Origin of the sequence: Actinocorallia herbida (assembly GCF_003751225.1) — a bacterium.
Taxonomy (GTDB): Bacteria; Actinomycetota; Actinomycetes; order Streptosporangiales; family Streptosporangiaceae; genus Actinocorallia; species Actinocorallia herbida.
Window position 1 is genome coordinate 2689059 of record NZ_RJKE01000001.1, and the last position, 22170, is coordinate 2711228.

At 72.0% G+C, this 22170-nt stretch carries 23 protein-coding genes; 14 read left to right on the top strand and 9 right to left on the bottom strand.

What is annotated here, in order from left to right; all coding sequences use genetic code 11:
• Positions 1-95: 95 nt before the first annotated feature.
• On the top strand, positions 96-1730 hold the full coding sequence (locus EDD29_RS12600) for an AMP-binding protein (RefSeq protein WP_123664578.1): 1635 nt from the start codon (positions 96-98) through the stop codon (positions 1728-1730).
• On the top strand, positions 1730-2560 hold the full coding sequence (locus EDD29_RS12605) for an enoyl-CoA hydratase/isomerase family protein (protein WP_123664579.1): 831 nt from the start codon (positions 1730-1732) through the stop codon (positions 2558-2560). Before EDD29_RS12600 ends, EDD29_RS12605 begins: the two co-directional genes overlap by 1 nt.
• Before the next feature lie 17 nt (positions 2561-2577).
• On the opposite strand, the gene EDD29_RS12610 is transcribed toward EDD29_RS12605, so the two are convergent.
• A complete protein-coding gene (locus EDD29_RS12610) occupies positions 2578-3189 on the bottom strand; it encodes a TetR/AcrR family transcriptional regulator (RefSeq protein WP_170201378.1) in 612 nt (203 codons plus the stop codon).
• Between the two features lie 91 nt (positions 3190-3280).
• On the opposite strand from EDD29_RS12610, the gene EDD29_RS12615 reads away from it, so the two are divergent.
• On the top strand, positions 3281-3943 hold the full coding sequence (locus EDD29_RS12615; RefSeq protein WP_148085940.1) for a PaaI family thioesterase: 663 nt from the start codon (positions 3281-3283) through the stop codon (positions 3941-3943).
• 99 nt (positions 3944-4042) lie between these two features.
• Positions 4043-4558 (top strand): hypothetical protein, encoded by a 516-nt coding sequence (locus tag EDD29_RS12620; protein WP_148085941.1) that lies wholly within the window; start codon positions 4043-4045, stop codon positions 4556-4558.
• Positions 4559-4604: 46 nt separating this feature from the next.
• Here EDD29_RS12620 and EDD29_RS12625 read toward each other — a convergent pair whose 3' ends face one another.
• Complete coding sequence (locus tag EDD29_RS12625) at positions 4605-4823, bottom strand: hypothetical protein (protein WP_123664583.1); 219 nt, start codon at positions 4821-4823, stop codon at positions 4605-4607.
• Between the two features lie 17 nt (positions 4824-4840).
• On the opposite strand from EDD29_RS12625, the gene EDD29_RS12630 reads away from it, so the two are divergent.
• Positions 4841-5512 (top strand): hypothetical protein, encoded by a 672-nt coding sequence (locus tag EDD29_RS12630; protein ID WP_246052743.1) that lies wholly within the window; start codon positions 4841-4843, stop codon positions 5510-5512.
• A 45-nt stretch (positions 5513-5557) separates the two neighbouring features.
• Here the strand turns inward: EDD29_RS12630 and EDD29_RS12635 are convergent, their stop codons facing one another.
• Entirely contained in the window at positions 5558-5995 is a 438-nt protein-coding gene (locus EDD29_RS12635; RefSeq protein ID WP_123664585.1) for an ATP-binding protein, read from the bottom strand.
• A gap of 104 nt (positions 5996-6099) precedes the next feature.
• Between EDD29_RS12635 and EDD29_RS12640 the strand changes: the two genes are divergently transcribed.
• The 3 genes from EDD29_RS12640 (at position 6100) to EDD29_RS12650 (ending at position 8291) form a co-directional block, all read left to right on the top strand.
• A complete protein-coding gene (locus EDD29_RS12640) occupies positions 6100-6921 on the top strand; it encodes a helix-turn-helix domain-containing protein (protein WP_170201379.1) in 822 nt (273 codons plus the stop codon).
• A complete protein-coding gene (locus EDD29_RS12645; RefSeq protein WP_123664587.1) occupies positions 6918-7100 on the top strand; it encodes a DUF397 domain-containing protein in 183 nt (60 codons plus the stop codon). The genes EDD29_RS12640 and EDD29_RS12645 overlap by 4 nt, the downstream gene beginning before the upstream one ends.
• Positions 7101-7211: 111 nt before the next feature.
• Positions 7212-8291, top strand: coding sequence for a DUF4190 domain-containing protein (locus tag EDD29_RS12650; RefSeq protein ID WP_170201380.1), 1080 nt, complete (start codon positions 7212-7214; stop codon positions 8289-8291).
• Between the two features lie 9 nt (positions 8292-8300).
• On the opposite strand, the gene EDD29_RS12655 is transcribed toward EDD29_RS12650, so the two are convergent.
• Positions 8301-9527: a CaiB/BaiF CoA transferase family protein gene (locus tag EDD29_RS12655; RefSeq protein ID WP_123664589.1), complete on the bottom strand. Its 1227-nt coding sequence runs from the start codon at positions 9525-9527 to the stop codon at positions 8301-8303.
• 63 nt (positions 9528-9590) lie between these two features.
• Here EDD29_RS12655 and EDD29_RS12660 point away from each other — a divergent pair, with 63 nt between their 5' ends.
• Both EDD29_RS12660 and EDD29_RS12665 read left to right on the top strand, forming a co-directional pair.
• Positions 9591-10985, top strand: a complete 1395-nt coding sequence (locus EDD29_RS12660; RefSeq protein WP_123664590.1) for an OB-fold domain-containing protein — start codon at positions 9591-9593, stop codon at positions 10983-10985.
• A 2-nt stretch (positions 10986-10987) separates the two neighbouring features.
• The gene (locus tag EDD29_RS12665) at positions 10988-12178 is read left to right on the top strand and encodes an acetyl-CoA acetyltransferase (RefSeq protein WP_123664591.1); all 1191 of its coding nucleotides are present in this window, start codon (positions 10988-10990) and stop codon (positions 12176-12178) included.
• 97 nt (positions 12179-12275) lie between these two features.
• On the opposite strand, the gene EDD29_RS12670 is transcribed toward EDD29_RS12665, so the two are convergent.
• On the bottom strand, positions 12276-13004 hold the full coding sequence (locus EDD29_RS12670; RefSeq protein ID WP_211359676.1) for an NIPSNAP family protein: 729 nt from the start codon (positions 13002-13004) through the stop codon (positions 12276-12278).
• A gap of 110 nt (positions 13005-13114) precedes the next feature.
• On the opposite strand from EDD29_RS12670, the gene EDD29_RS12675 reads away from it, so the two are divergent.
• The 4 genes from EDD29_RS12675 to EDD29_RS12690 are packed head-to-tail and all read left to right on the top strand — an operon-like array spanning position 13115 to position 17345.
• The gene (locus EDD29_RS12675) at positions 13115-13948 is read left to right on the top strand and encodes an enoyl-CoA hydratase/isomerase family protein (protein WP_211359677.1); all 834 of its coding nucleotides are present in this window, start codon (positions 13115-13117) and stop codon (positions 13946-13948) included.
• A gap of 42 nt (positions 13949-13990) precedes the next feature.
• Positions 13991-15178: an acyl-CoA dehydrogenase family protein gene (locus EDD29_RS12680; protein ID WP_123664593.1), complete on the top strand. Its 1188-nt coding sequence runs from the start codon at positions 13991-13993 to the stop codon at positions 15176-15178.
• Positions 15169-16143: an acyl-CoA dehydrogenase family protein gene (locus EDD29_RS12685; RefSeq protein ID WP_123664594.1), complete on the top strand. Its 975-nt coding sequence runs from the start codon at positions 15169-15171 to the stop codon at positions 16141-16143. The genes EDD29_RS12680 and EDD29_RS12685 overlap by 10 nt, the downstream gene beginning before the upstream one ends.
• Positions 16144-16151: 8 nt before the next feature.
• Positions 16152-17345 carry an acyl-CoA dehydrogenase family protein gene (locus tag EDD29_RS12690; RefSeq protein ID WP_123664595.1) on the top strand — a complete coding sequence of 398 codons (1194 nt, stop codon included), beginning with the start codon at positions 16152-16154 and terminating at the stop codon, positions 17343-17345.
• On the opposite strand, the gene EDD29_RS12695 is transcribed toward EDD29_RS12690, so the two are convergent.
• The 4 genes from EDD29_RS12695 to EDD29_RS12710 form a co-directional block, all read right to left on the bottom strand.
• The gene (locus EDD29_RS12695; protein WP_170201381.1) at positions 17308-18828 is read right to left on the bottom strand and encodes a class I adenylate-forming enzyme family protein; all 1521 of its coding nucleotides are present in this window, start codon (positions 18826-18828) and stop codon (positions 17308-17310) included. The two genes, EDD29_RS12690 and EDD29_RS12695, sit on opposite strands and share 38 nt — an antisense overlap.
• 115 nt (positions 18829-18943) lie before the next feature.
• Positions 18944-20098 carry a thiolase domain-containing protein gene (locus tag EDD29_RS12700; protein ID WP_123664597.1) on the bottom strand — a complete coding sequence of 385 codons (1155 nt, stop codon included), beginning with the start codon at positions 20096-20098 and terminating at the stop codon, positions 18944-18946.
• The gene (locus tag EDD29_RS12705; RefSeq protein WP_123664598.1) at positions 20098-21123 is read right to left on the bottom strand and encodes a lipid-transfer protein; all 1026 of its coding nucleotides are present in this window, start codon (positions 21121-21123) and stop codon (positions 20098-20100) included. The genes EDD29_RS12700 and EDD29_RS12705 overlap by 1 nt, the downstream gene beginning before the upstream one ends.
• Entirely contained in the window at positions 21120-22133 is a 1014-nt protein-coding gene (locus EDD29_RS12710; protein WP_148085943.1) for an OB-fold domain-containing protein, read from the bottom strand. Before EDD29_RS12710 ends, EDD29_RS12705 begins: the two co-directional genes overlap by 4 nt.
• Between the last annotated feature and the right edge of the window lie 37 nt (positions 22134-22170).

Sequence of the window (22170 nt, forward strand, 5' to 3'; positions counted from 1 at the left end):
AGTTCACCGCACAAGCGCCCGTTTCGTCTTGCTGATGAAAAAGTAGATTAGATAATATATTCAAGTTGCGGCCCCGCCCCCGAGGAGACCGGAAAATGCCAGACTGGGTGAACGGCGAGCAGCTGACCCTGCTCGAACTGCTGGACCAACGCCTCACACGGGACCCGGACGGTCCGTTCCTCGACCTCTGCGGCATCCCCTACACGGCCGCGAGCCTCGACGCCGAAGCCGATCGCGTCGCCGGGGCCCTGCACGCCCTCGGCGTCGGGCACGGCTCGACCGTCGCGACGATCCTGGAGAACGGTCCCGAGGCCGTCGTCTCCTGGTTCGCGATCCACCGGCTCGGCGCGATCGCCGTCCCGGTCAACACCGCGCTCAAGGGACCGCTGCTCCGGCACGTGCTCGCCGACTCCCAGGCCGCCGTCGTCATCGTGCACGACGACCTCGCCGACCGGCCGATCGAGGTGCTGGAACAGGTCGAGACACTCCGCCACCTCGTCGTGGTGGGGGAGGGGCGGCCCGTCGTCTCGTGCTCGCGCGGCACCCGCGTCCACGGCTGGGACGAGCTCCTCGCCGGCACCGACGTGGCCCCGCACGTCCTGGTCCGCCCGACGGACCTCGGCACGATCGTCTACACGGGCGGCACGACCGGCCCGTCGAAGGGCTGCGCGCTGAGCCACAACTACCATCTGTCGATCGCGCGGCAGATCATCTCCTCGTGGGGCCGCACCCCCGAGGACGTGGTGTGGAGCCCGCTCCCGCTGTTCCACTTCAACGCGATCTCGTGCATGCTCACCGGCACCCTCATCAGCGGCGGCCGCGCCGCCCTGTCGCGGCGGTTCTCCGTGTCGGGGTTCTGGCCGGAGATCAACCGGACCGAGGCGACCATCGCGTCGCTGCTCGGTTCCCTGGCCGTCATGGTCGCGCGGGCCGACGACCACCCGCTGGCCAAGAACTCCGGGACGGCCGAGGCCAACAAGAGCCTCCGCCTGCTCACCGGCGCCCCGATCCCGCCGGAGATCGACGCCCTGTACCGGGACCGGTTCGACATCACCACCTTCAGCAACGCCTATGGCGCGACGGAGGCGTCCCTCATCTCCTGGCTCCCGCCCGGCAGGCCCGGAAAGACGGGATCGGCGGGCATCGTCAACGCGGAGGCCTTCGACGTCCGCATCTTCGACGACGAGGACCACGAGGTCCCCGTCGGGGAGCCCGGCGAGATCGTGTGCAGGCCGAAGATGCCGCACGTGATGTTCGAGGGCTACTGGCAGCGCCCGCAGGCGACGGTCGAGGCGTGGCGGAATCTGTGGTTCCACACCGGCGACATCGGCAAGGTCGACGACGAGGGCTACCTGTACTTCGTCGACCGCAAGGCCGACTACATGCGCCGCCGCGGGGAGAACATCTCCAGCTGGGAGCTGGAGAAGGTGTTCCACGAGCACCCGGCCGTCAAGGACGTGTGCGTGCACGCGGTCCCCAGCGAGGTCAGCGAGGACGACGTGAAGGCGACCCTCGTCCTGCGGGACGGCTCGGCCGTCACCGAGGAGGAGGTGTGCCGCTGGTCGATCGACCACCTCCCGTACTACGCGGTGCCGCGCTACTTCGAGTTCCGCGCGGAGCTGCCCATGAGCCGGACGGGCCGGACGACCAAGAACCTGCTGCGCGACGAGGGCGTCACGGCGTCCACCTGGGACCGCGAGGCGGCCGGCGTGAAGTTCGAGCGCCGCTGATGGGCGCCGCAGAGGGTTCCCCGACCCCCAAGGGCCTCAAGGGCGACGACCTCGGCACCCCGTACCTCCGCCTCGAACGCGAGGGCCCGCTGGCCTGGTGCGTCGTGGACCGGCCGGACTCCCGCAACGCCCTGACGAGCGCGATGTACTTCGGCATCCGGCGCGCGGTCGACCTCGTCAACCGCGACGCGGACCTCGCCGCGCTCATCATCACCGGCACCGGCGACGTGTTCATGCCGGGCGGTGAACTGCGCGGCAGGGAACCGGATCGCTGGCTGGACTTCCCCGATCTCCTCGGCCTGGACTCGACCCCGTTCGAGGCGATCCGGCGCTCCCCGAAGCCCGTCGTCTCGGCCGTCAACGGGATCGCGCAGGGCGGCGGCCTCCTCATCGCGATGCTCTCCGACGTCGCCGTGGCCGGGCGCAGCGTGACCGTCCGGGCACCCGAGCTGTTCCGGGGCATCGCCGACACCGGATACGCCTGCTACCTGCCCGCCCAGATCGGCATCGCGCGGGCCCGCGACATGCTGCTGACGGGCCGGACCGTCACCGCCGAGGAAGCGGTCGAATGGGGCATGTTCTCCCGGGTCGTCGATGACGCCGACGTCCGGAAGACGGCAGAGGAGGTCGCGATCCAGATCTGCCGGACCGCCCCGCAGGCCCGGCTCCAGGTGAAGCGGCTGGTGAACGAGCGGTACGGGGCCGTCGACCGGATGACGTTCGACGCGCTCCTGTACAACGACGAGATGGTCGAGGGCGGCCGGGCGTTCGCCGAGAAGCGCGAACCGTCCTGGGTGCCCGAGGAGTTCCGTGGCGGAAATCGCCTGTGACGGGCCCGGCCCGGTCCTCAGGCGCGGAAGGCCCGCTCGACCGTCTCGGTCAGGGTCTCGATCGGCAGGGGGGCGCCGCCGGACAGCTCGCTCGTCTGGAAGGCGCTCACCAGACCGGAGAACATCCGCGCCATGAGGACCGGGTCTCCCGCCCGGAGCAGGCCCGCGCGCTGGCCGTCGCGGAACAGCTCGGCCTGCATGTCGATCGAGCGGCGGAAGTTGGCGAGGGTCTCGGTGTCCTCGGGCGGGTCGGCGACGGGCGACGCGATCGCCCCGCCCCGCAGGACGAGACGCCCGAACTCCGGATACCTCCGGAAGAACCCGACCTGCCAGGCGGCGAGCTCGACGAGACGCCGGTCGGCGGGCAGTTCCGACGAGAGCACTTCGGCCATCTCCGGCATGAACGCCGAAGTCCGGCGGTGGAAGATCTCCCGGTACAGCTCGTCCTTGCCGGAGAAGAACCCGTAGACCGCGCCGACCGAATAGTCCGCCTGTTCGGCGATCTCCCGCAGCGACGCGTCATGGAAGCCCTTGGCCGCGAACACCTGCTCGGCGACGTCGAGGATCTGGTCCCGGCTGAGCGCGCGGCGCTGCTCCCTGCGCTCATCCCGCAGACTTCGTCCGCTCATCGCCGCCCGAACCCCCTTCGCGTTGTGAATCATGGTATCGCCGCGGTCCGCGCCCGGACGTGGACGGCATCCCCGAACGAAGGAAGCACCCGTGACCGAAGCCGACCACCCCGTCCTGCTCGGACGGCTGGAGGAATCCCGCGCGCTCGCCGCCTCGGTGCGCCGCCTCATCGAGGTGGCCACCGCGACGACCGCGCCCCCGGGGGCCACCCTGGCCGCGGCCCGCGGCCTCGACGCCATCACCGACGCGCTGGCCCGCTACGTCCCGGACCCCATGCCGCCGATGACGCAGCTCAACTTCCCGGAAGAGGGCGAGTCCGACCTTTCCGCCCGGATGCCGTTCGACGTGATGATCGGCCGACACAGCCCGCTCGCACCCCCGCTGACCCTCTCCTCCGAAGGCACCACCGCGATCCTCTCCGGCACCCTCACCCGCCCCTACGAGGGCCCTCCCGGCTGCGTCCACGGCGGCGTCCTCGCCACCGCCTTCGACATCGTCTGCGCCGCCGCGAACTTCATCGCCAAGGTCCCCGGCCCCACCCGCAGCCTCCAGATCTCCTACCGCCGCCCGACCGCCCTCCACACCCCCTGCCGCTTCGAAGCCCGGGTCGACAGCGTCGACGGCAAGAACGTCCGCACCCTCGGCCGGCTCCTCCAGAACGGCGTCGTCACCTGCGAGGCCGTGGGCGAGTTCGTCTTCTTCGACCGCGAGGCCATCGGCCGCATGGCCGCCAGAGCCCGCGGCGAATCCTGACCGACGCGCTCCCGTGGCGAGTCGTCGTGGTCCAGCGTGCGGATGGAGTGCGAAGCGGAAAGACCGGCGGCGCGCGTGCGGCCGACCTAGCATGAGGCGATGTCACATGACCCCAAAGCAGACCATGACGGATATGAGACGCTCAGTGCGGGGCCGCAGGGGCCGGGGGCGCGCAAGAAGAGCGTGCTGACGCTCGTGTCCGTCGCCGTCGTGGTGGTCGGGCTCGGTCTCGTCGTCCGGGCCGTCACCGCGCCGGAGGACGGGATCCCGTCCGGCGTGCTGAAGCCCGGCGCCTGCCTCGACCTGTCCCTCGCCGCCGACGGGATCGGCATCCTGCGTCACCCGAAGCGCTGCACGGAGCCGCACCTGTTCCAGATCCTGTCCGTGGAGGTCATGCCCGAAGGCCCGTACCCGGGCCCGGAGGAACTGGAGGACCGGGCCGACGGGATGTGCGGCGCGAAGTGGGACGCCAAGGTGGCGAAGAGCCCGTACGCGTCGTCCCACCGGCGCACCTCCCTCGCCCCGGCCGAGAAGGACTGGCCCGTCGACCGGACCGCCATCTGCACCCTCTGGTCCCCCGAAGGCCCGACCTCCGCCCAGGCCCGCCTCCCGTAGCCCCGATGAGGCCGTCCCAGCCCCCGAGCGCCCGCTACCGCCCCGCCTAGCGGCGGGCCGCCGCGATGATCGCGTCGAACAGACCGGGGAAGGCGTGACCTTCGAGCGCTCGGTCGGCTTCCTGCGCGCAGCGGAATTCGTCCGTCGGCCTCCGGGCCGTGCGGAGAACCGGAATCCCGAGGTGTGGCGCTGCCGTTCCCGCCGCGAGGTGAGCGATCCCAGGCAGGATCGGCTGCAGGACGGCGCCCACGCCGAGATGGGTCATCCGGTTGGATGAAGTGTGTGACTGCTCATGAGGTGGCGAGGCTGTTGCCCGAGGTCGCCCGGCTCCGGGATCTCTGCCGTGCCATGGCGATGCTGGAGGCGATCCTGAGCCCGGAGTGGGAGAGCCGGTACCACTCCTTCAACAGGAACTGGTCTCCCGGGGAGGAGATGGCCTCCATGAGGAACGGCTCCGGGGACGAGTACTCGATCGTCTTCATGTCCGGCGGGGCCTATGTCCGGGGCTTCGATCATGAATCGGCGATGAGCCCGTACGCCCACGAGGACCACGAACCGTGGCCGGGGCTGCTCGACTCGGTCCCCGACGTCTTCGGGCACTGCGTGACCGAGCCGGCCTTCTGCGACGAGAACGGCGTCCCGACGGTCACGGTCTGCCTGTGGCGCGAACCTCTCGACGACGGCTGGCGGGTGGGCGAGATCGACTATCCGACGAACCGCGAGGATCCCGACGGATCGACGCACCTGTTCGGCCTGCTCATCGACCCGGCCCCTGAAGCGTTCAAGCGGTTCGCCGAGGACTACTACGGGGTGCCCGTCGACGTCGAGGCGGTACGTGCGCTCTACGAGCTCCGCCCGCTGACACAGGAAACGGTCTCGCTGCTGAACGCCGGGGTCCTCGTGGAGTCCCTGGCCGAGGACCTCGCGGAGATCGGGTATCCCATCGCGACCTGACAGGGCCCGACGTACGCCGGAGCGGAGCGGGTGGGGGCGAGCGGGTCAGGGGCGGTGGTGGGTGAGGGTGGCCCAGGTCCATTTGCCGCCGGTGGTGCGGTCGGGGTGGTGGCCGTGGGCGGTGGAGAGGGCGGCGATGAGCGGCAGGCCCCAGCCGCCGCCGTGGTCGTAGGTGTTGGGGGAGGCGTCCAGGGATTCGAGGGTGAGGGGGGTGGGTCGGCGGGGGGTGGGGAGGTGGGGGCTGGAGTCCCAGACCGCGATGAGGACGCCGGTCCGGTCGTGGGCCACGCGGAGGCGGATGCGGGCGCCGGGGGTGGCCTCGAAGGCGTTGGTGAGGAGCTCGGTGGCGATGAGGAGGGCGTCGTCGGCGAGGTGCGGGCAGCCCCAGCGGGTGAGGCGCTGTGCGATGAGGGTGCGGGCCAGGCCCGCGCTGGGGCGGGCGGCGAGCATGGTCAGGCTCAGGTCGTCGGTCGTCACGGTCACCGAGTCCTCCCGGTTCTGGTGGGCTTTCCGGTTTCGGTGACGAGATTCGCATCGCCTCGCTACGCTCGGTTGTGTTCATGACGAGGTGGAAACAGGAGTGTCGGATGCCTGTCATCGTGCGTGACCCCCTGGACCCCCGCATCTCACATTGGCACTGGCTCGCCCAGCAGATGAGGTGGTGGCGGGAGCGGCACAACCTGTCCCTCGCCCAGGTGGGGCAGCTCCTCGGCATCGCCCGCTCGACTGTTTCCAACCTGGAGGCGGGCCGCCGCAGGCTCGACCTGGACTACGCCAAGATCCTCGACGACCGCTACGGCACCGGCAGCCTCCTCCAGACCCTCACCTTCTACGCCCGCATGGGCCACGACCCCGACTGGCACAGGACGTTCCTCGAATACGAGCGTGTGGCGACGATGTACCGGATCTACAACGGCCAGCGCGTTCCGATTCCACTCCAGACCGAGAGCACCATGCGTGCCCTGATGGCGGCTGCCCGGACCGTGCAGGACCCCGAGGCCGTCATCGAGGCCAGGATCGCGAGGCAGCAGGCCATACTCGACCGACCGGACCCTCCGTATGTATGGGTGCTGCTCGACGAGCCGGTGCTCGACTCGCCGACCGGGGGCCGCGCGGTCCTGCGGGACCAGCTTGCCCACCTGGTGGAGCTGGGCTCGCGACCGAACATAGTCATCCGGGTGATCTCTTCGCGGACAGGGGCGCACAACGGGTCGGACGGCCCCATCCAGCTTGTCAGCCTGTCTGAGCGCGAGATCGCCTACGTCGGTGCACAACGCGGAGGGCGGCTGATCGAGTCGCCTGGTGAGGTACGCGAAGTCGGCCTAGATTGGGACTTCATCGGACATAAAGCGATGTCGATGGAGGAATCGCGGTCGTTGATACTTGCGAAGATGGAGGCTCTCTCATGAACGTCGAGTGGCGCAAGAGTTCGCACAGCGGAGGAGTCCACGACGAGACATGCGTCGAAGTCGCAGCGTTGGCCTCGTGGGTCGGAGTACGAGATTCCAAGAACGTCGGGGTGGGGTACCTGTCGTTGACGCCCGGGCAGTTCGCTTCGTTGCGAGCGCGGATCGTGCGGGCTTGTTGAAGGCGGAAGACCCGGGGTTCCGGTGCGGGTGTCGAGGGTGGCGTTCGTTGGGCGAGAAGTGACGGGGTGGAAAGGGCAAAACGGAGAATCGGGATGATCTAGCATTCGGTCATGACGCATGATCCGTTCGGCGGACGCGGTGTTCCCGGTTCGGTACCCCCGCCGGGGCAGGGGTCTGCGTACGGGCAGGTGCCGGGGTCTCAGGGGCCCTACCCGCAGGGGCCGTACCTTCCGGGGGCGCCGGTGCCGGGCGGGCGGGACCGTCCGCGCAATGGGCTGGCCATCGGGGCGCTGGTCTTCGGGGTCATCGGTGGTGTCTGCGTCTCCGTGCCGCTGGCGATCGCCGCGCTGGTCCGCGTGCGCAGGACCGGCGGGCCGGGCACGGGGATGGCGATCGCGGGCATCGTCCTGTCGGCGGTGTGGCTCGCGGCCGGGAGCCTGGTCGCGGCTCTGGTGTTCGCGGTGGCCGACGAGATGGAGGAGGTGAAGCTGACGCAGGGCGCCTGCTTCAACGCCCCGGTCGAGGACGAGTCACTGGTCGAGCGCACGATGACGAACTGCGCGAAGCCGCACATGTACCAGGTGCTCTCGGTGGAAGCCCTCGGGGAGGGCCCGTATCCGGGCGACGGGGAGGTCGTGCGGCGGGGTGAGGAGAAGTGCCTCGGCCGCTGGGACGGCGCGCTGCTCCAGAGCCCGTACGCGGAGACGCACAGGCTGACCTATGCGCTGCCGACCCGCGTTGCGTGGCCGTTCGACAAGACCGTCGCGTGCCTTCTGGAGTCCATCGGAGGGAAGAAGAGGCCCTTCGCCGACCTGTCCGCGGTGCCGGTGGACCAGGCCAGGAAGACGTGGTCCGCCCTCGTCGTCGCGGACTGCTTCGACCTGCCGGAGGAGGAGGCCGCCACCGTGGTCACCGTCGCCTGCGATGAGCCCCACGACGCGCAGGTCGTGCGGACGTTCTCCTTCGCCGAAGGCCGCTGGCCCGGCCGGAAGCGCGTCGACGAGCGGTCCGGCGCCCGCTGCGACCGCATGGTCGGGACCTTCTTCGACGCGCACCCGCCGGGCATCCTCACCGACTACACCTACGTGGGCCCCACCCGCGCCGAATGGGCCGCGGGCGACAGGCGCGTGCTCTGCCTCGTCGAGTCCGGCTACGACGACGAGTCCCTCACCACTTCCCTGGTGCCCTGACGGGCACGGTCAGGAGATGACGCCGCCGGCGCGGAGATCGGCCAGGGCGGTGGGGGAGAGGCCCAGTTCGGCGGCGAGGACGGTCTCGGTGTGCTCGCCGAGCCACGGGGGGCGGGTCTCGGGCGGCGGGGTGTGGGCGCTGAGGCGGACGGGGTTGCCCGGGGTGAGCACGGGCTGGGCCACGCCGTCGGTGCGGGGGAGGGCCACCAGCATGTCGCGGGCCCGGATGTGGGGGTCCGTCACCAGTTCCTCGTCCGAGAGGCAGGGGCCCGCGGCGATGCCGGCCCGGCCCAGCAGCTGGCAGGCCTCGATCTTGGTGTGCGGGGCGGACCACGACTCGATGGCGGGGCGCAGCACCGGCTCCAGGTGGTCGACCCAGCCTTGGCGGGTGGACAGGCGGGGGTCGGTCTTCCACTCGGGGTGGCCGATGAGGTCGGCGAGCTTCGCGAAGTGCTGTTCGCGGCCGACCTGGAGGATGAACCAGCCGTCCTTGGCGCGGAAGCCGTGCATGATCAGGGGGCCGGTGTCGCCGCCCCGCAGGCCCATGGACCAGAAGTTGCTGACGATGTCGGTCATCGCGATGACCGAGTCGAGCATGGCGATGTCGACGTACTGGCCGCGGCCCGTCGTCTCGCGGTGGCGCAGGGCGGCGAGGACGCCGATGGTGGCGAAGAGGGCGGCGCCGATGTCGCCGAGCGCGCCGACCGGGGCCACGCGGGGCGGGTCGTCGCCTTCGCGCTTCATCTCGTAGATGCCGGACATCGCCTCGACGATCGGGGCGAAGGCGGGCCACGAACCGTAGGGCGTGGGGACGGTGTTCCCGAAACCGGACACCGAGACATAGATGCCCGCGGGGTGGACGCGGGCGATGTCGTCGTAGCCGAGGCCGAGGCGGGACATGGCGCCGGCCTTGGAGTTCTCGGCGATGACGTCGAAGCGCGGGGCGAGGGCGAGGACGAGATCGCGGCCGCGCGGGTCCTTCAGATCGACGCACAGGCTGCGCTTCCCGAAGTTGTTGCGCAGGAAGGTCGCGCCGACGGGACGCCCCTCCGGGTCGGCCATCGCGGGCCGGGAGCCGCGGCCGGAGTCGCCGGACGGCGGTTCGATCTTGACGACGTCGGCGCCGAGCCGGGCCAGGAGCTGGGTCGCGTAGGGGAGCGCCTGCATCTGCTCCAGCGCGAGGACGCGGACCCCGGCGAGGGGGCGCGCGTGGGAGTCGGGCGCACCGAGTGTCATGCTGGCAGTATTGCAGATTGAATCTTTTATGCAATATTCGCAGACGGAGCTATGATGCCACCCATGCGCGGAATCCTGTCCTGGGGCGGGTACCTGCCCCACCGGCGGCTCGACCGCCGCACCATCACCGGGATCGCCGGAAAGGGCGGAGGCAAGGGCACCCGTACGGTCGCCTCCTACGACGAGGACGCCGTCACCCTCGGTGTCGCCGCCGCCAGGCTCGCCCTCCGGCACGCCCCCGCCTCCCCGGCCTCCCTGTGGTTCGCCACCACCGACCCGCCCTACCTCGACAAGACGAACGCGACGACCGTGCACGCTGCGCTGCGCCTCGATAGGGAGGCGCCCGCCTATGACGCGGTCGGCTCCGTCCGGTCGGCGGCGGGAGCCCTCAGGGCGGCCCTCGCCTCGGACGGGCCCGCCCTGGTCGTCGCGGGGGATCTGCGCGGCGGACTGCCCGGCGGCGCGGACGAGTCGGCGGGCGGCGACGGCGGCGCGGCGCTGCTGGTCGGCGGCGAGGAGGCCGGGCCGGTCCTCGCCGAACTCCTCGGAGCGGCCTCGGTCACCGAGGAGTTCACCGACCGCTGGCGGGTGCCCGGCGAGGCCGCCTCCCGTCTGTGGGAGGAGCGCTTCGGCGAGACCCGGTACACCGCGCTCGGCGCGGAGGCCCTGAAACTCGCGCTCGCCCGCGCGGGCGTCGGCGCCGACGCGGTCGGGGCGCTGGCCGTCGCGGGGCTGCACGCCCGGGCGGCGACGGCCGTGGCCGCCCGGTCCGGAGTGCCCGCGGAACGCGTCGTGGACCGCCTCGACGCCTCGGTCGGCAGCACCGGCGCGGCCCAGCCGGGGCTGCTGCTCGCCGGCGCGCTCGAGGACGCCGTAACGGGACCCGCAGGGCGCGTCATCGTCCTGCTCGTGCTCGCCGACGGCGCCGACGCGTTCGTCTTCCGCACGACCGAGGCCCTCGCCGCGCACCCCGTGCCGCGTCCGGTCGCCGCGCAGGTCGCCGAAGGGGCCCCCGTCGCCTACGGGACGTTCCTGGCCTGGCGCGGGATGCTGCCGGTCGAGCCGCCGCGCCGCCCCGAGCCCGCCCGGCCCTCGTCGTCGGCCGCGGCCCGCAACGCGGCCTGGAAGTACGGCTTCACGGGCTCCCGCGGCGACGACGGCATGGTCCGCATGCCCCCGTCCCCCCTGGATGACGCCCCCGCGCTGATGGCCGACGCGACGGGCACGGTCGTCACCTTCACCGTCGACAAGCTGGCGTACTCGCCGAGCCCGCCGGTGGTGTTCGCGGTGGTGGACTTCGACGGCGGGGGCCGCCTGCCGATCGAGCTGACGGACGTCGCGGCCGACGAGGTCGCGATCGGCGGCCGGGTCGAGCCGGTGTTCCGCCGGCTGTTCACCGCCGACGGCATCCACAACTACTTCTGGAAGGCCCGGCCGGTCCGGGGCGGGGAGGCCTAGAGATGGGTTCGCACGGGATCAGGGACCGGGTCGCCATCGTGGGGATGGGCTGCACCCGGTTCACCGAGCATTGGGACAAGGGCGTCGACGAGCTCCTTCTGGCCTCGACGGACGAGGCGTTCGCTTCGGCGGGGGTCACGAAGGAGGAGGTCGACGCCTACTGGCTGGGCACGGCCCAGTCGGGGATGAGCGGTCTCACCCTGTCCAAGCCGCTGCGCCTGAAGGACAAGCCCGTCACCCGGGTGGAGAACTACTGCGCGACAGGGTCCGAGGCCCTGCGCCAGGCCGCTTACGCCGTCGCCAGCGGCGCATACGACGTCGCGATGGCGGTCGGCGTGGAGAAGGTGAAGGACTCCGGCTACCAGGGCCTGAACGCCTTCCCGATTCCGAACGACGGCACTCAGCGCACCCTGACGGCCGCCGCGATGTTCTCGATGGTCGCGCCCGCGTACGGCCGCAAGTACGGGGTCTCCGACGACGAGATGCGCACGGTCCTGGCGAGGATCGCCTCCAAGAACCACGCCAACGGGGCCCGCAACCCGCGCGCCCAGTTCCGCAAGGAGATGTCGGTGGAGCGGTTGTGCTCGATGCCGGCGGTCGCGGGCGGTCTGTCGGTGTTCGACTGCGCGGGCGTCGCCGACGGCTCGGCCGCCGCGATCGTGGTGCGGGCCGAGGACGCGTACCGGTACACCGACAAGCCGCTGTTCATCAAGGCCCTGTCGTTCGTCGCGGGCGACGGCTCCGGCCTGACCGACCCCGCCTACGACTACACGACGTTCCCCGAGGTCGCCGCCTCGGCCCGGGACGCCTATGCGCAGGCGGGGATCAGCGACCCGGCGGCTGAGCTGGCGATGGCGGAGGTGCATGACTGCTTCACGCCGACCGAGCTCGTCCTGCTGGAGGACCTGGGCCTGGCCGAGCGCGGGTCGGCGTGGAAGAAGGTCCTGGACGGAGCCTACGACCTGGACGGTGCGCTTCCGGTGAATCCGGACGGCGGCCTGAAGTCGTTCGGGCACCCGGTGGGCGCGTCCGGGCTGCGGATGATGTTCGAGGCGTGGCTCCAGTTGCGCGGCGAGGCCCCCGACGGGCGGCGGATCTCCACGTTCGGCGACCGGTCGCTCGCGCTCACCCACAACCTCGGCGGCTACCCCGGGGAGATGGTCAGCTTCGTGTCGATCCTCGGCACGCGGTGAGCCGGACCATGCCCGGTACGAGGGCGCCGGGCGCATGAACAGGGACAGGCGCGGCGGCGGCCGGGACACGGGATCGGCCGCCGCCGCGGCCACGCGTTCAGTCCGTCCAGTCGGTCCGGTCGTCCCGGTGCGGCTGGCGGCCGATGCGCATCGGGCAGAGCGGGGCGTCGACGAGCAGGACCCGGTCGCGCGTGAGCAGGCCGGTGCCTTCGGGGAGCAGCCCTTCCCGGCCCCGGACGGCCTCCTTCTCGGCGGCGGCCCATGCCTCCCAGTCGGGGATCGCCCACAGGAGGATCACCTCGTCCAACGCGTGCATCGCCGTGACGAACGCGCCGATCAGCCGCCAGCCCGTGCGCGCGCTCGCGGCGTCGGCATGCGCGGCGGCCAGGTCGGCGGCCTTCCACGCGGTCCCCTGAGGGACGGTGAGGATCTCGTGCGCGTACAGCTCGGCGCCCACGGGCCCGTCCGCGCACAGCTCCTCGATCGTCGCGCTGGACGCGTGCGGGACCACGATCCGGTCGAAGCCGCCCGAGCGCAGGTCGGCCGCGGCGGCCCACCATTTCTCCAGGGCGGGGTCCTGGAGGATCTTGTTGCCGAACTCCAGCCGGAAGGACGCGGCGAGACCGTCGAAGCCGTCCTCCTCCCACATGTTCACCGTCTGCGGCCACGGCCCGGTGCTGCCCACGACGCCCCACACCCCGTAGCAGAGCTGGTGCCGCTGCTCCTGCGCGATGGGGCTCCAGTTCGCCGTCATGTGGTGCATGTACCGGGCGCGGTTCTGCTTGGTGATGTGGATGAACTCGTGGATGTAGACCTTCTGGTTCACGGCGTCGTCCTCCTCGGGCCGGGGCCGGGTTCCCCGGACGCGTGTGATTGTATACTTTATAAAGCATTGGATTCATGGCGCGGTGCGCGCCGGAGAAAGGCGGTGGCCACGTGGCCGACTCGGCGGCAGAGCCTGAGCTGCTCTGGGAACTCGGCGCGGACGGCGTCGCCTGGCTGACCCTCAACCGGCCCAAGGCGGGCAACTCCATCAGCGGGGCGCAGCGCGAGGAGATCATCGCCCGGCTCAGCGCGGCGAGCGGTGACGCCCGGGTGCGCGCGATCGTGCTCACCGGCGCGGGCACCAGGCACTTCTGCACCGGCGCGGACCTCTCCGGCGCCGCGGCCCCCGCCGCGGACCGCCCCGAGGGCCTGCCGGACCAGCCCGCGGGCTCGATCACCCGGACGATCGCGGGTGGCGCCCAGCGGCTGATCTCGGCCGTGCTCGACTGCGACAAGCCCGTCATCGCCGCGGTCAACGGCACCGCGGCCGGGATCGGCTGCCACCTCGCCTACGCCTGCGACCTCGTCCTGGCGGCCGACAACGCCAAGTTCATCGAGCTGTTCGTGCGGCGCGGCCTCGTCGTGGACGGCGGCGGCGCCTACCTGTTGACGCGCCTCGTCGGCCCGCAGCGCGCCAAGGAGCTGATCTTCTTCGGCGACGATCTGCCCGCCGCCGACGCGCACCGGCTCGGCCTCGTCAACCGGATCACGCCCGCCGGTGAACTGGCCGAGACCGCCGCCGAATGGGCCGCCCGCCTCGCGGCCGGGCCCACCGTCGCGCTCGGCCTCGGCAAGCGCCTCGTCAACCGGGCGCTCGACGCGGACAGGGCGACCGCGTTCGGCGAGGAGGCCATGTCCGTCGAGGTCAACATGAGCAGTGAGGACGGACAGGAGGGCCTGCGCGCCTTCCTGGAGCGCCGGCAGCCGCACTTCCGCGGCTGGTAGGCACGTTCTAGAGTCGGCACCCCCCACCCCCAGGAGCCTCGCGTGGACCTGCGCCTCACCCCTGCGGAAGCGGCCTTCCGGGATCGTTTGCGGTCCTGGCTGGACGCGACCCTTCCGACCCTGCCCCCCAAGCCCGACCGTGATGACTGGCCCGCGCGACGTGCCTACGACACCGCGTGGCAGCGGCTGCTGTTCGACGCGGGTTACGCGGGCGTGGACTGGCCCTCCGGACACGGCGGCCTCGGGGCGTCGCCCACCGAGCAGCTGATCTTCCTGGAGGAGACGGCGAAGGCACGCGCCCCGTATGTGGGTGCGAACTTCGTGGGGCTGCTGCACGCCGGGCCGACCCTGATCGTGGAGGGGACGGAGGAGCAGCGGGCGGCGCATCTGAAGGGCATCCTGCGTGGTGACGAGGTGTGGTGCCAGGGCTTCTCCGAGCCGGATGCGGGCTCGGACCTGGCCTCGCTGCGCACGGTCGCGGTCCGCGAGGGTGAGGAGTACGTGATCAACGGCCGCAAGGTGTGGACCTCGCACGCCGAGGTCGCCGACTACTGCGAACTGCTCGTGCGGACCGATCCGGACGCGCCCCGGCACAAGGGCATCACCTGGCTGATCCTGCCGATGGACGCCCCCGGCGTCACCGTCCGGCCGCTGCGCACCGCGGTCGGCAGCAGCGAGTTCAGCGAGCTGATCCTGGACGACGTGCGGGTCCCCGTCGCCAACCGGGTCGGCGCGGAGAACGACGGCTGGCGGGTCGCCATGGTGACGTTCTCGTTCGAGCGCGGCACCGCCTTCATCTCCGACGTGGTCGAGTCGCGCAACCTGCTGGCCGAGACCGTCGCGACGGCCCGCGCCACGCCCGCGCCGGGCGGTGGCACCCTGTGGGACGACGGGGCGCTGCGCCGTGACGTCGGCGTGCTGGCCGCCGAGGTGTCCGGCCTGTGGTCGCTCATCCGCAAGAACGTCTCCGAGGCGTCGGCCGGGATGATCCCGGTGCAGGGCGCGTCGGTCTTCAAGCTGAAGTTCACCGAGAACCGCCAGCGCATCGGCGATCTGGCCGCGCATGTGCTCGGCCGGGCGTCGCTGGCGATGAGCGGGCCGGGCGGCCACGTCGTGGAGGACCGGGTGAACACGCTCGCGTTCACGATCGCCGCGGGCACGTCGCAGATCCAGAAGAACATCCTCGCCGAGCGCGTCCTCGGCCTGCCCAAGGAGCCCCGATGGACCTGATGCCCTCGGCCGACCAGAAGGACCTGCGCGCCGGGCTGCGCGCATGGCTCGGCGACGCCTGGGACGCCGAGCGCCTGCGCGCCGCCGCCGCCGTGCCCGCGCCGCCCTTCGACCGGAAGGCGTGGAAGGCGCTCGCCGACCTCGGCGTCCTCGGCCTGACCCTTCCGGAGGACGAGGGGGGCATGGGCCTGGGGCTCGCCGAAGCCGTCCTGGTCTTCGAGGAACTCGGCCGCGCGCTCGTGCCGGGCCCTCTTGTCGGGACCCTCCTCGCCGGGGGCCTCGTCCCCGGCGCGGCCGACGGCGACGCGATCGTCTCCGTCCTCGACACCGCGGAGCCCGCCCGGGTCCTGGAGCACCCCGAGGCGGCCACCGACGTCCTGATCCTGGACGACGCGGGGGTCTTCCTCCTCGCGCCCGCGGACGTCGCAGGGCGGCCCGCGGCCCACCCGCTCGACCCGCTGACGCCCGTCGCCCCCGCGAAGGTCGTCCTCGAAGGAGCCCGCCCGATCGGTGACGCCGCCGACGCCGCCCGGCTGCGCAGGACCGGCCGGATCCTCACCGCGGCCCTCCAGGTCGGCGTGGCCCAGGGCGCGCTGGACCTGGCCGTCCGGTATGCGGGGGAGCGGATCCAGTTCGACCGGGTGATCGGCTCGTTCCAGTCGGTCAAGCACCTGCTCGCCGAGGCGCTCGTGCGGGTCGACCTGGCCCGTCCGGCCGTGCTGGTCGCCGCCCTGACCGTCGACGATCCGGGCTCCGGCGACCCGGCGGAGGCCGCCGCGACCGCGAAACTGCTGGCCGACGCCGCCGCATCGGGAAACGGGCGTACCGGCGTCCAGGTCCACGGGGGCATGGGGTTCACTTGGGAGGTCCTGGCGCACCTGTACGTCAAGCGCGCTTGGGTGCAGGAGACCGCGTTCGGGACGGCCGCCGCGCTCGCCGAAGAACTGGCGGCCGGGATCGCGTGAGGAGCGAGATGAGCAGCAGACTGGCCCGGACCGAGGGGCTGACGGAGCAGCAGCGGGAGATTCTGGCCGCGGTGCGGGAGTTCACCGAGCGCGAGATCATGCCGGTGGCGACGGAGCTGGAGCACGCGGACGAGTATCCGGAGAAGATCGTCGCGGGGATGCGGGAGCTGGGGATCTTCGGGTTGATGATCCCGGAGGAGTACGGCGGCCTCGGCGAGTCGCTGCTGACGTATGCGCTGGCGGTGGAGGAGATCGCGCGCGGGTGGATGAGCGTGTCGGGCATCATCAACACGCACTTCATCGTGTCGCACCTGGTGTTGAAGCACGGGACCGAGGAGCAGAAGCGGAACTATCTGCCGCGTCTGGCCGCGGGTGAGTTGCGGGGTGCGTTCTCGATGTCGGAGCCGCACTGCGGGTCGGACGTGTCGGCGATCAAGACCAGGGCCGTGCGCGACGGCGACGAGTACGTGATCACGGGCCAGAAGTACTGGCTGACCAACGGCGGCACCTCCAGCCTCGTCGCCGTTCTCGTCGTGACCGACGAGGGTGCGGACTCGGTCTACCGGAACATGACGACCTTCCTCGTCGAGAAGACCCCCGGTTTCGGTGAGGTCGCGCCCGGTATGACGATCCCGGGCAAGATCGACAAGATGGGCTACAAGGGCGTCGACACGACAGAGCTGGTCTTCGACGGCTTCCGGATCGGCGCCGACCAGGTCCTCGGTGGGAAGAACGGGCGCGGTTTCCACCAGATGATGGACGGTGTCGAGGTCGGCCGCGTGAACGTTGCGGCGCGTGCGTGCGGGATGGGCAGGCGGGCGTTCGAGCTGGCGATCGATTACGCGCAGCAGCGTGAGACGTTCGGCAAGCCGATCGCGGAGCACCAGGCGATCCAGTTCAAGCTGGCGGAGATGGCGGTGAAGGTCGAGGCGGCGCACCAGATGATGGTGATGGCCGCGCGCCGCAAGGACGGCGGTGAGCGCAACGACCTGGAGGCGGGGATGGCCAAGTACCTCGCGGGTGAGTACTGCAAGGAGGTCGTGGAGGACTCCTTCCGCATCCACGGCGGTTTCGCGTATTCGAAGGAGACCGAGATCGAGCGGCTGTACCGGGAGGCGCCGATGCTGCTGATCGGTGAGGGCACCGCCGAGGTCCAGAAGATGATCATCGGCCGCCGCCTCCTGGAGGAGTACCGCCGATGAGGCCGGCCGCGCGCCGCCGCAGCTCGGTGACGTCCACCTTGAAGGTGGCGTTCACCGGGAGGTCCGGGACGAACACCACGGCGTCCGGGCACTTGTAGTCGGCGATCCGCGCGCGGCACCACTCCTTCAGCGCGCCCTCGCTCAGCGCGGGGTCCGCGGCGACGACGAAGGCGACGCCGACCTCGCCGATGACGGGTGCGGGCGCTCCGACGACCGCCACGCGGTCCACCCCAGGGTGGGCCGCGAGCGCCGCCTCCACCTCCGAGGGGTAGACGTTGTAGCCGCCCCGGATGTACGCGTCGTCCGCGCGGCCGACGATCGCGAGGTTGCCTTCGCCGTCGAGCGTGCCGAGGTCGCTGGAGGCCAGCCAGCCGTCCTGGCCGATGGCCTCCGCGGTCTTGGCGGCGTCCCGCCAGTAGCCGCGCATCGCGGCCCGGGAGCGCAGATGGACCCTGCCGACCTCCCCGGTCGGCAGCGCCTCCCCGTCCGCGCCGCGCACCTGCACCTCCGCGCCGCCCAGCGCCCGTCCGACGCTCCTGGCGACGAGTTCGGCCGGGTCGTCCGGCGAGGTGCCGAACGCCAGGGGGACCTCCGTGCTCGCGTACCGGATGACGACCGGGCAGGGCAGCCGCTCCCGCAGGCGCCGCACCAGCTCGGGGGAGACCCGGCTCGCGCCCGTCGCGACAAGACGCAGCGCCGAGAGGTCGGCGGATTCGAGCTCCGGAAGGGCGACCAGCTTCTCCCATTGCGTCGGCACGCCCTGCCCGAGCGTCACCCGCTCGCGTTGCAGCGTCTCCAGCATGTCCGCGGCCTGCCAGACGGGCTCGGTGAGGATCAGCGCGGAGCGGTGCGCGAGCTGGTCGTACAGGCGGGTCACATAGCCGGAATGGGCGAACGGGATCGGGAACAGCTTCCGGTCATAGGGGACGCTGAGCGGGCCGAGGTGGCCGCCGATGAACCGGAGCGTCCGGTGGTCGAACCAGGCGCCCTTGGGCAGGCCGGTCGTGCCCGTCGTCCAGACGATGACGGCGGGATCGGTGCCGCCCGCGGTGTGCACGGGGCCTTCACCCGAGCCGTCGAGGGGGGTGCGGGCGGTGTCGAGCACGGGGCCTTCCGGGACGCGGGCCGGCTCGTCGGTGACGGTGAGGACCGGCCGGGAGGCGGCGAGGATGTGCGCGGTCTCGGTCGGCCCGAGCCGTGGGTTCACCGCCGAGACGACCGCGCCGAGCCGCAGCGCCGCGAGGTACCAGACGGCGAACGCCCGCCCGGACGGCAGCAGCAGCGCCACGATGTCGCCGGCCCGGACCCGGCGTGCTGCCAGGTGCCCGGCCGCCGCGCCCGCCTCGGCCCACCAGGCCCGGTACGTCAGCGTGTCCGCGCCCTGGACGAGCGCGGCGAGGTCGGGTTCCGCGGACAGGACCGCGGTGAACAGGTCGCCGATCCCGGCGGCCGCGGCGTGGGGACCTGCGGAGGGTGCGCTCAAGTCAACTCCAGACGGCGCCGCGCGCCGCCGCTCGTCCGTGGGGTGGGTGGGGTGGTGAGAACGGACGGAACCGGTCGAACATCGCACCGCGCGGCGCCCGGGGTCAAGGGGCGCGTCAGGTGAAGTCCGGGTCGGGGTCCGCGCTGACGATCCACATGGCGAAGTACTGGGCGGCCCCTCCGTAGGCGTGCCCGAGCGCGACCTTCGCGCCGTCGACCTGGTGCTCCCCGGCCGTCCCGCGGACCTGCCGCGCCGCCTCCAGGCAGCGGACGAGCCCGGACGCGCCGATCGGGTTGGACGACAGCACGCCGCCCGACGGGTTCACCGGGAAGGAGCCGCCGAGCTCCGTCGCGCCGCTGTCGGTGAGCTTCCAGCCCTCGCCGGGGGAGGCCAGCAGATGGCCTTCCAGCCACATCGGCTCGTACCAGGAGAACGGCACGTACAGCTCGGCGCAGTCGATCTGCCGCAGCGGATCGGTGATCCCGGCCTTGCGGTACAGGGCTTCCGCGCAGTCCACCCCGGCCTGCGGCCGCACCGGGTCACGGCCGGGGAAGGAGGCGAACTCGCTGCGCTTGGCGTGCGCGACGACCCAGGCGGGACGGGAAGGCCCCTTGCGCGCGGCGTCCTCGGAGGCCAGGACGACGGCGGCGGCCCCGTCGGACGACGGGCAGGACTCCAGGAAGTGCAGCGGTTCCCACAGCATGGGCGACTCGCGCACCTTGTCCTCGGAGATGTCCGGGATGCGGAGGTGGGCGTGCGGGTTGCGCAGCGCGTTCCGCCGGTCCTTCACCGCGACCTTCCAGCCGATGTGCTCGGGTGCGCCGGACCGTCGGATGTAGCTGCGGATCCAGGGCGCGAACGTGCCTCCCGCGCCCTGCCCGCCGGACTTGCCGCCCGACAGCGCCCAGGTCGCGTTCCCCTCGGACTGCTTCTCGTAGGCGACGACCAGCACCCGCTCGTACCGGCCGGACTCGATCAGCGTCGCGCCGCTGATCGCGGTGGCCGCCCCGACGGACCCCGCGGTGTGCACCCGGTGGATCGGCTTGCCGACGGCCCCGAGCGCGTCGGCGAGCGTCAGCTCCGGCATCATGACGCCTTCGAGGAGGTCGGGCGCCTTGCCGAGGACGACGGCGTCGATGTCGGCGAAGGTGAGCCCGGCGTCTTCCAACGCCTCCAGGGCCGCCCAACGTACGAGGCCCTCCAAACTGACCTCAAGGCGGCGGCGGTAATCGGTCTGCCCGATCCCGACGACGGCGCAGCGGCGGCCCATCAGCGGTCTCCTTCCAGGACGGCGACGAGGTTCTGCTGAAGGCACGGTCCGCTGGACGCGTGCGCGAGGCCGCGCCCGGCCTCTCCGGCCGCGATCCGCCGGGCCACCTCGACGACCCGGGCCAGGCCCGTCGCCATGACGGGATGGCCCGCGAGCGGCCCGCCCGAGGGGTTCACGGCGGTCTCCGCCTTCAGCCCGAGCGCGTTGCGCAGGATCGTCTCCTCGGGGGTGTGCACGACCATCAGCTCCGCGAGGTCGAGCGGCCCGGAGTCCGCGCCCGCGCCCGCCGCGGCGGCCCGGGTGGACGGCGAGTCGGTGAGGTCGCGCAGGCCCGGCAGCCGGGACTCGATCCGGTGGTCCATGCCGGTGATCCACACGGGGGTGTCGGTCAGTTCCCTGACCCGGTCGCCCGCGACGAGCACGAGCGCGGCGGCCCCGTCGCCGGGCACGGCGACGTCGTGGGCGCGCAGAGGGTCGCTGACGTACGGGGCGGCCAGGAGGGCGTCCAGGGATCCCGCGCCGGAGCGCGCGGCGGTGGCCGCGAAGTCCGCCTCGGTCGCAAGGCCCGCGTCCAGGAGCGCGCGCGCTTGGATCCCGGCGAGAGAGACGGGGTCCAGGCCGAGCGGGGCCATCGTGTAAGGGTCGGTCTGGAGGGCGAAGACCCTGCGCTGGTCCCCGGACGAGGACTTGCCCGAGCCGATGACGAGCGCGGTGTCGACGTCGCCGACCTGGAGCCTGAGCCATGCCTCGAACAGCGCCCAGGCGCCGTCCATCTCGACGTGGCTCTCGTAGACGGGCGGCCAGGCGCCGACCCCGTCGAGGTTCATGACGAACGAGAAGGGCGTGCCGCCGAGGTAGTCGCAGCTTCCCGCGATGGTGAACGCCAGCTCCTCGCGGGTCAGGCCCGTCGCGGCGAGCAGGTCGTTGACGCAGGACATGACGAGCCCGGCTTCGGGCCCGGCGTAGGCGGAGTGGACGGGGGTGGCTGCGGTCGCGACGATCGCGACCGGGCGCTGGCTGGTCAAAACGCGTGCTCCTCGAGTGCGCGGGCGTCGGCGTCGGGCTCGCCGGTGGGCTCCCAGCGGGCGAAGACGCCCTCCCAGCCGCCGGTGGACCGGTTGTCGAACCCGGAGAGGTCCCTTTCGTCCACGGGCCGCCAGACCGCGCGCAGGCGCAGCCCGACGCGGAACTCCGCGAGCGGGATGGTCCGGATGTCGACGCCGGTGATGGGCGAGTCGCTGCCGTCGAGCAGGACCGAGGCGCGGATGTACGGCTCGGTCTCCTTCTGCCCGTGGTAGGCGACCGGCGTGATCTCGGTGAAGGAGCTGACCGCCCCCGCCGCCGCGACGACCACGTCCTCGGGCTCGCCCATCGGGACCCGCTCCAGCTGGTCGTAGCCGCGGCCCGGCACGTACACCTTGCCGCTGACCGGGGAGCGCTGCCCGACGACCTCGCCGCGCAGCAGCCCGGCCAGGAACCGCTCCCGGTGCGGGTACAGCGGCTCGGCGTACTCCAGCGAGATGAGGTGGGTCGTCATCGTGACGGGCTCGGCGCCCTCCGCCGGCGTGACGGGCTCGCCGGGTCCATCCGCCTCGGGGACGAAGTGGAAGTCGGTCACCGCCCCGACGCGCTCGGGGGCGAAGCGCGCGATCACCCGCATGCCCGTGGTCATCCGCTCGGGGCTCCCGGCGTCGACGGCGTGCGCGAACGGGGTGTCCGCGCCGTCGAGGAGGATGAGCGCGAAGCCGAAGGGACGGTCGAACGGGTGGCTCGCCGTCGGCTGCCGGACCCAGGTCCACGCGGTGACGGTCCCGCCGGGTCCGACCTCGACGAGCTCTGCGTCGGCGGGCGCCCCGGTGGCCGGATCGTATTCGGGGGGCGGCACGACGGTCCGTCCGCCCACCCGTCCGGCCAGCAGGCGGCCGTCGCGGGCCCCGGTGAGGAACGCGCCGATCGCACCTCCCGTCGTGCGCGTGTAGGGGAACTCCAGGACCGTCCGTACGGCGCCGGGCATCGACGCGGGTTGTCGCAGCACGCTCGCTCCTTCCATGGAGACCGCAGTCTCATCTATT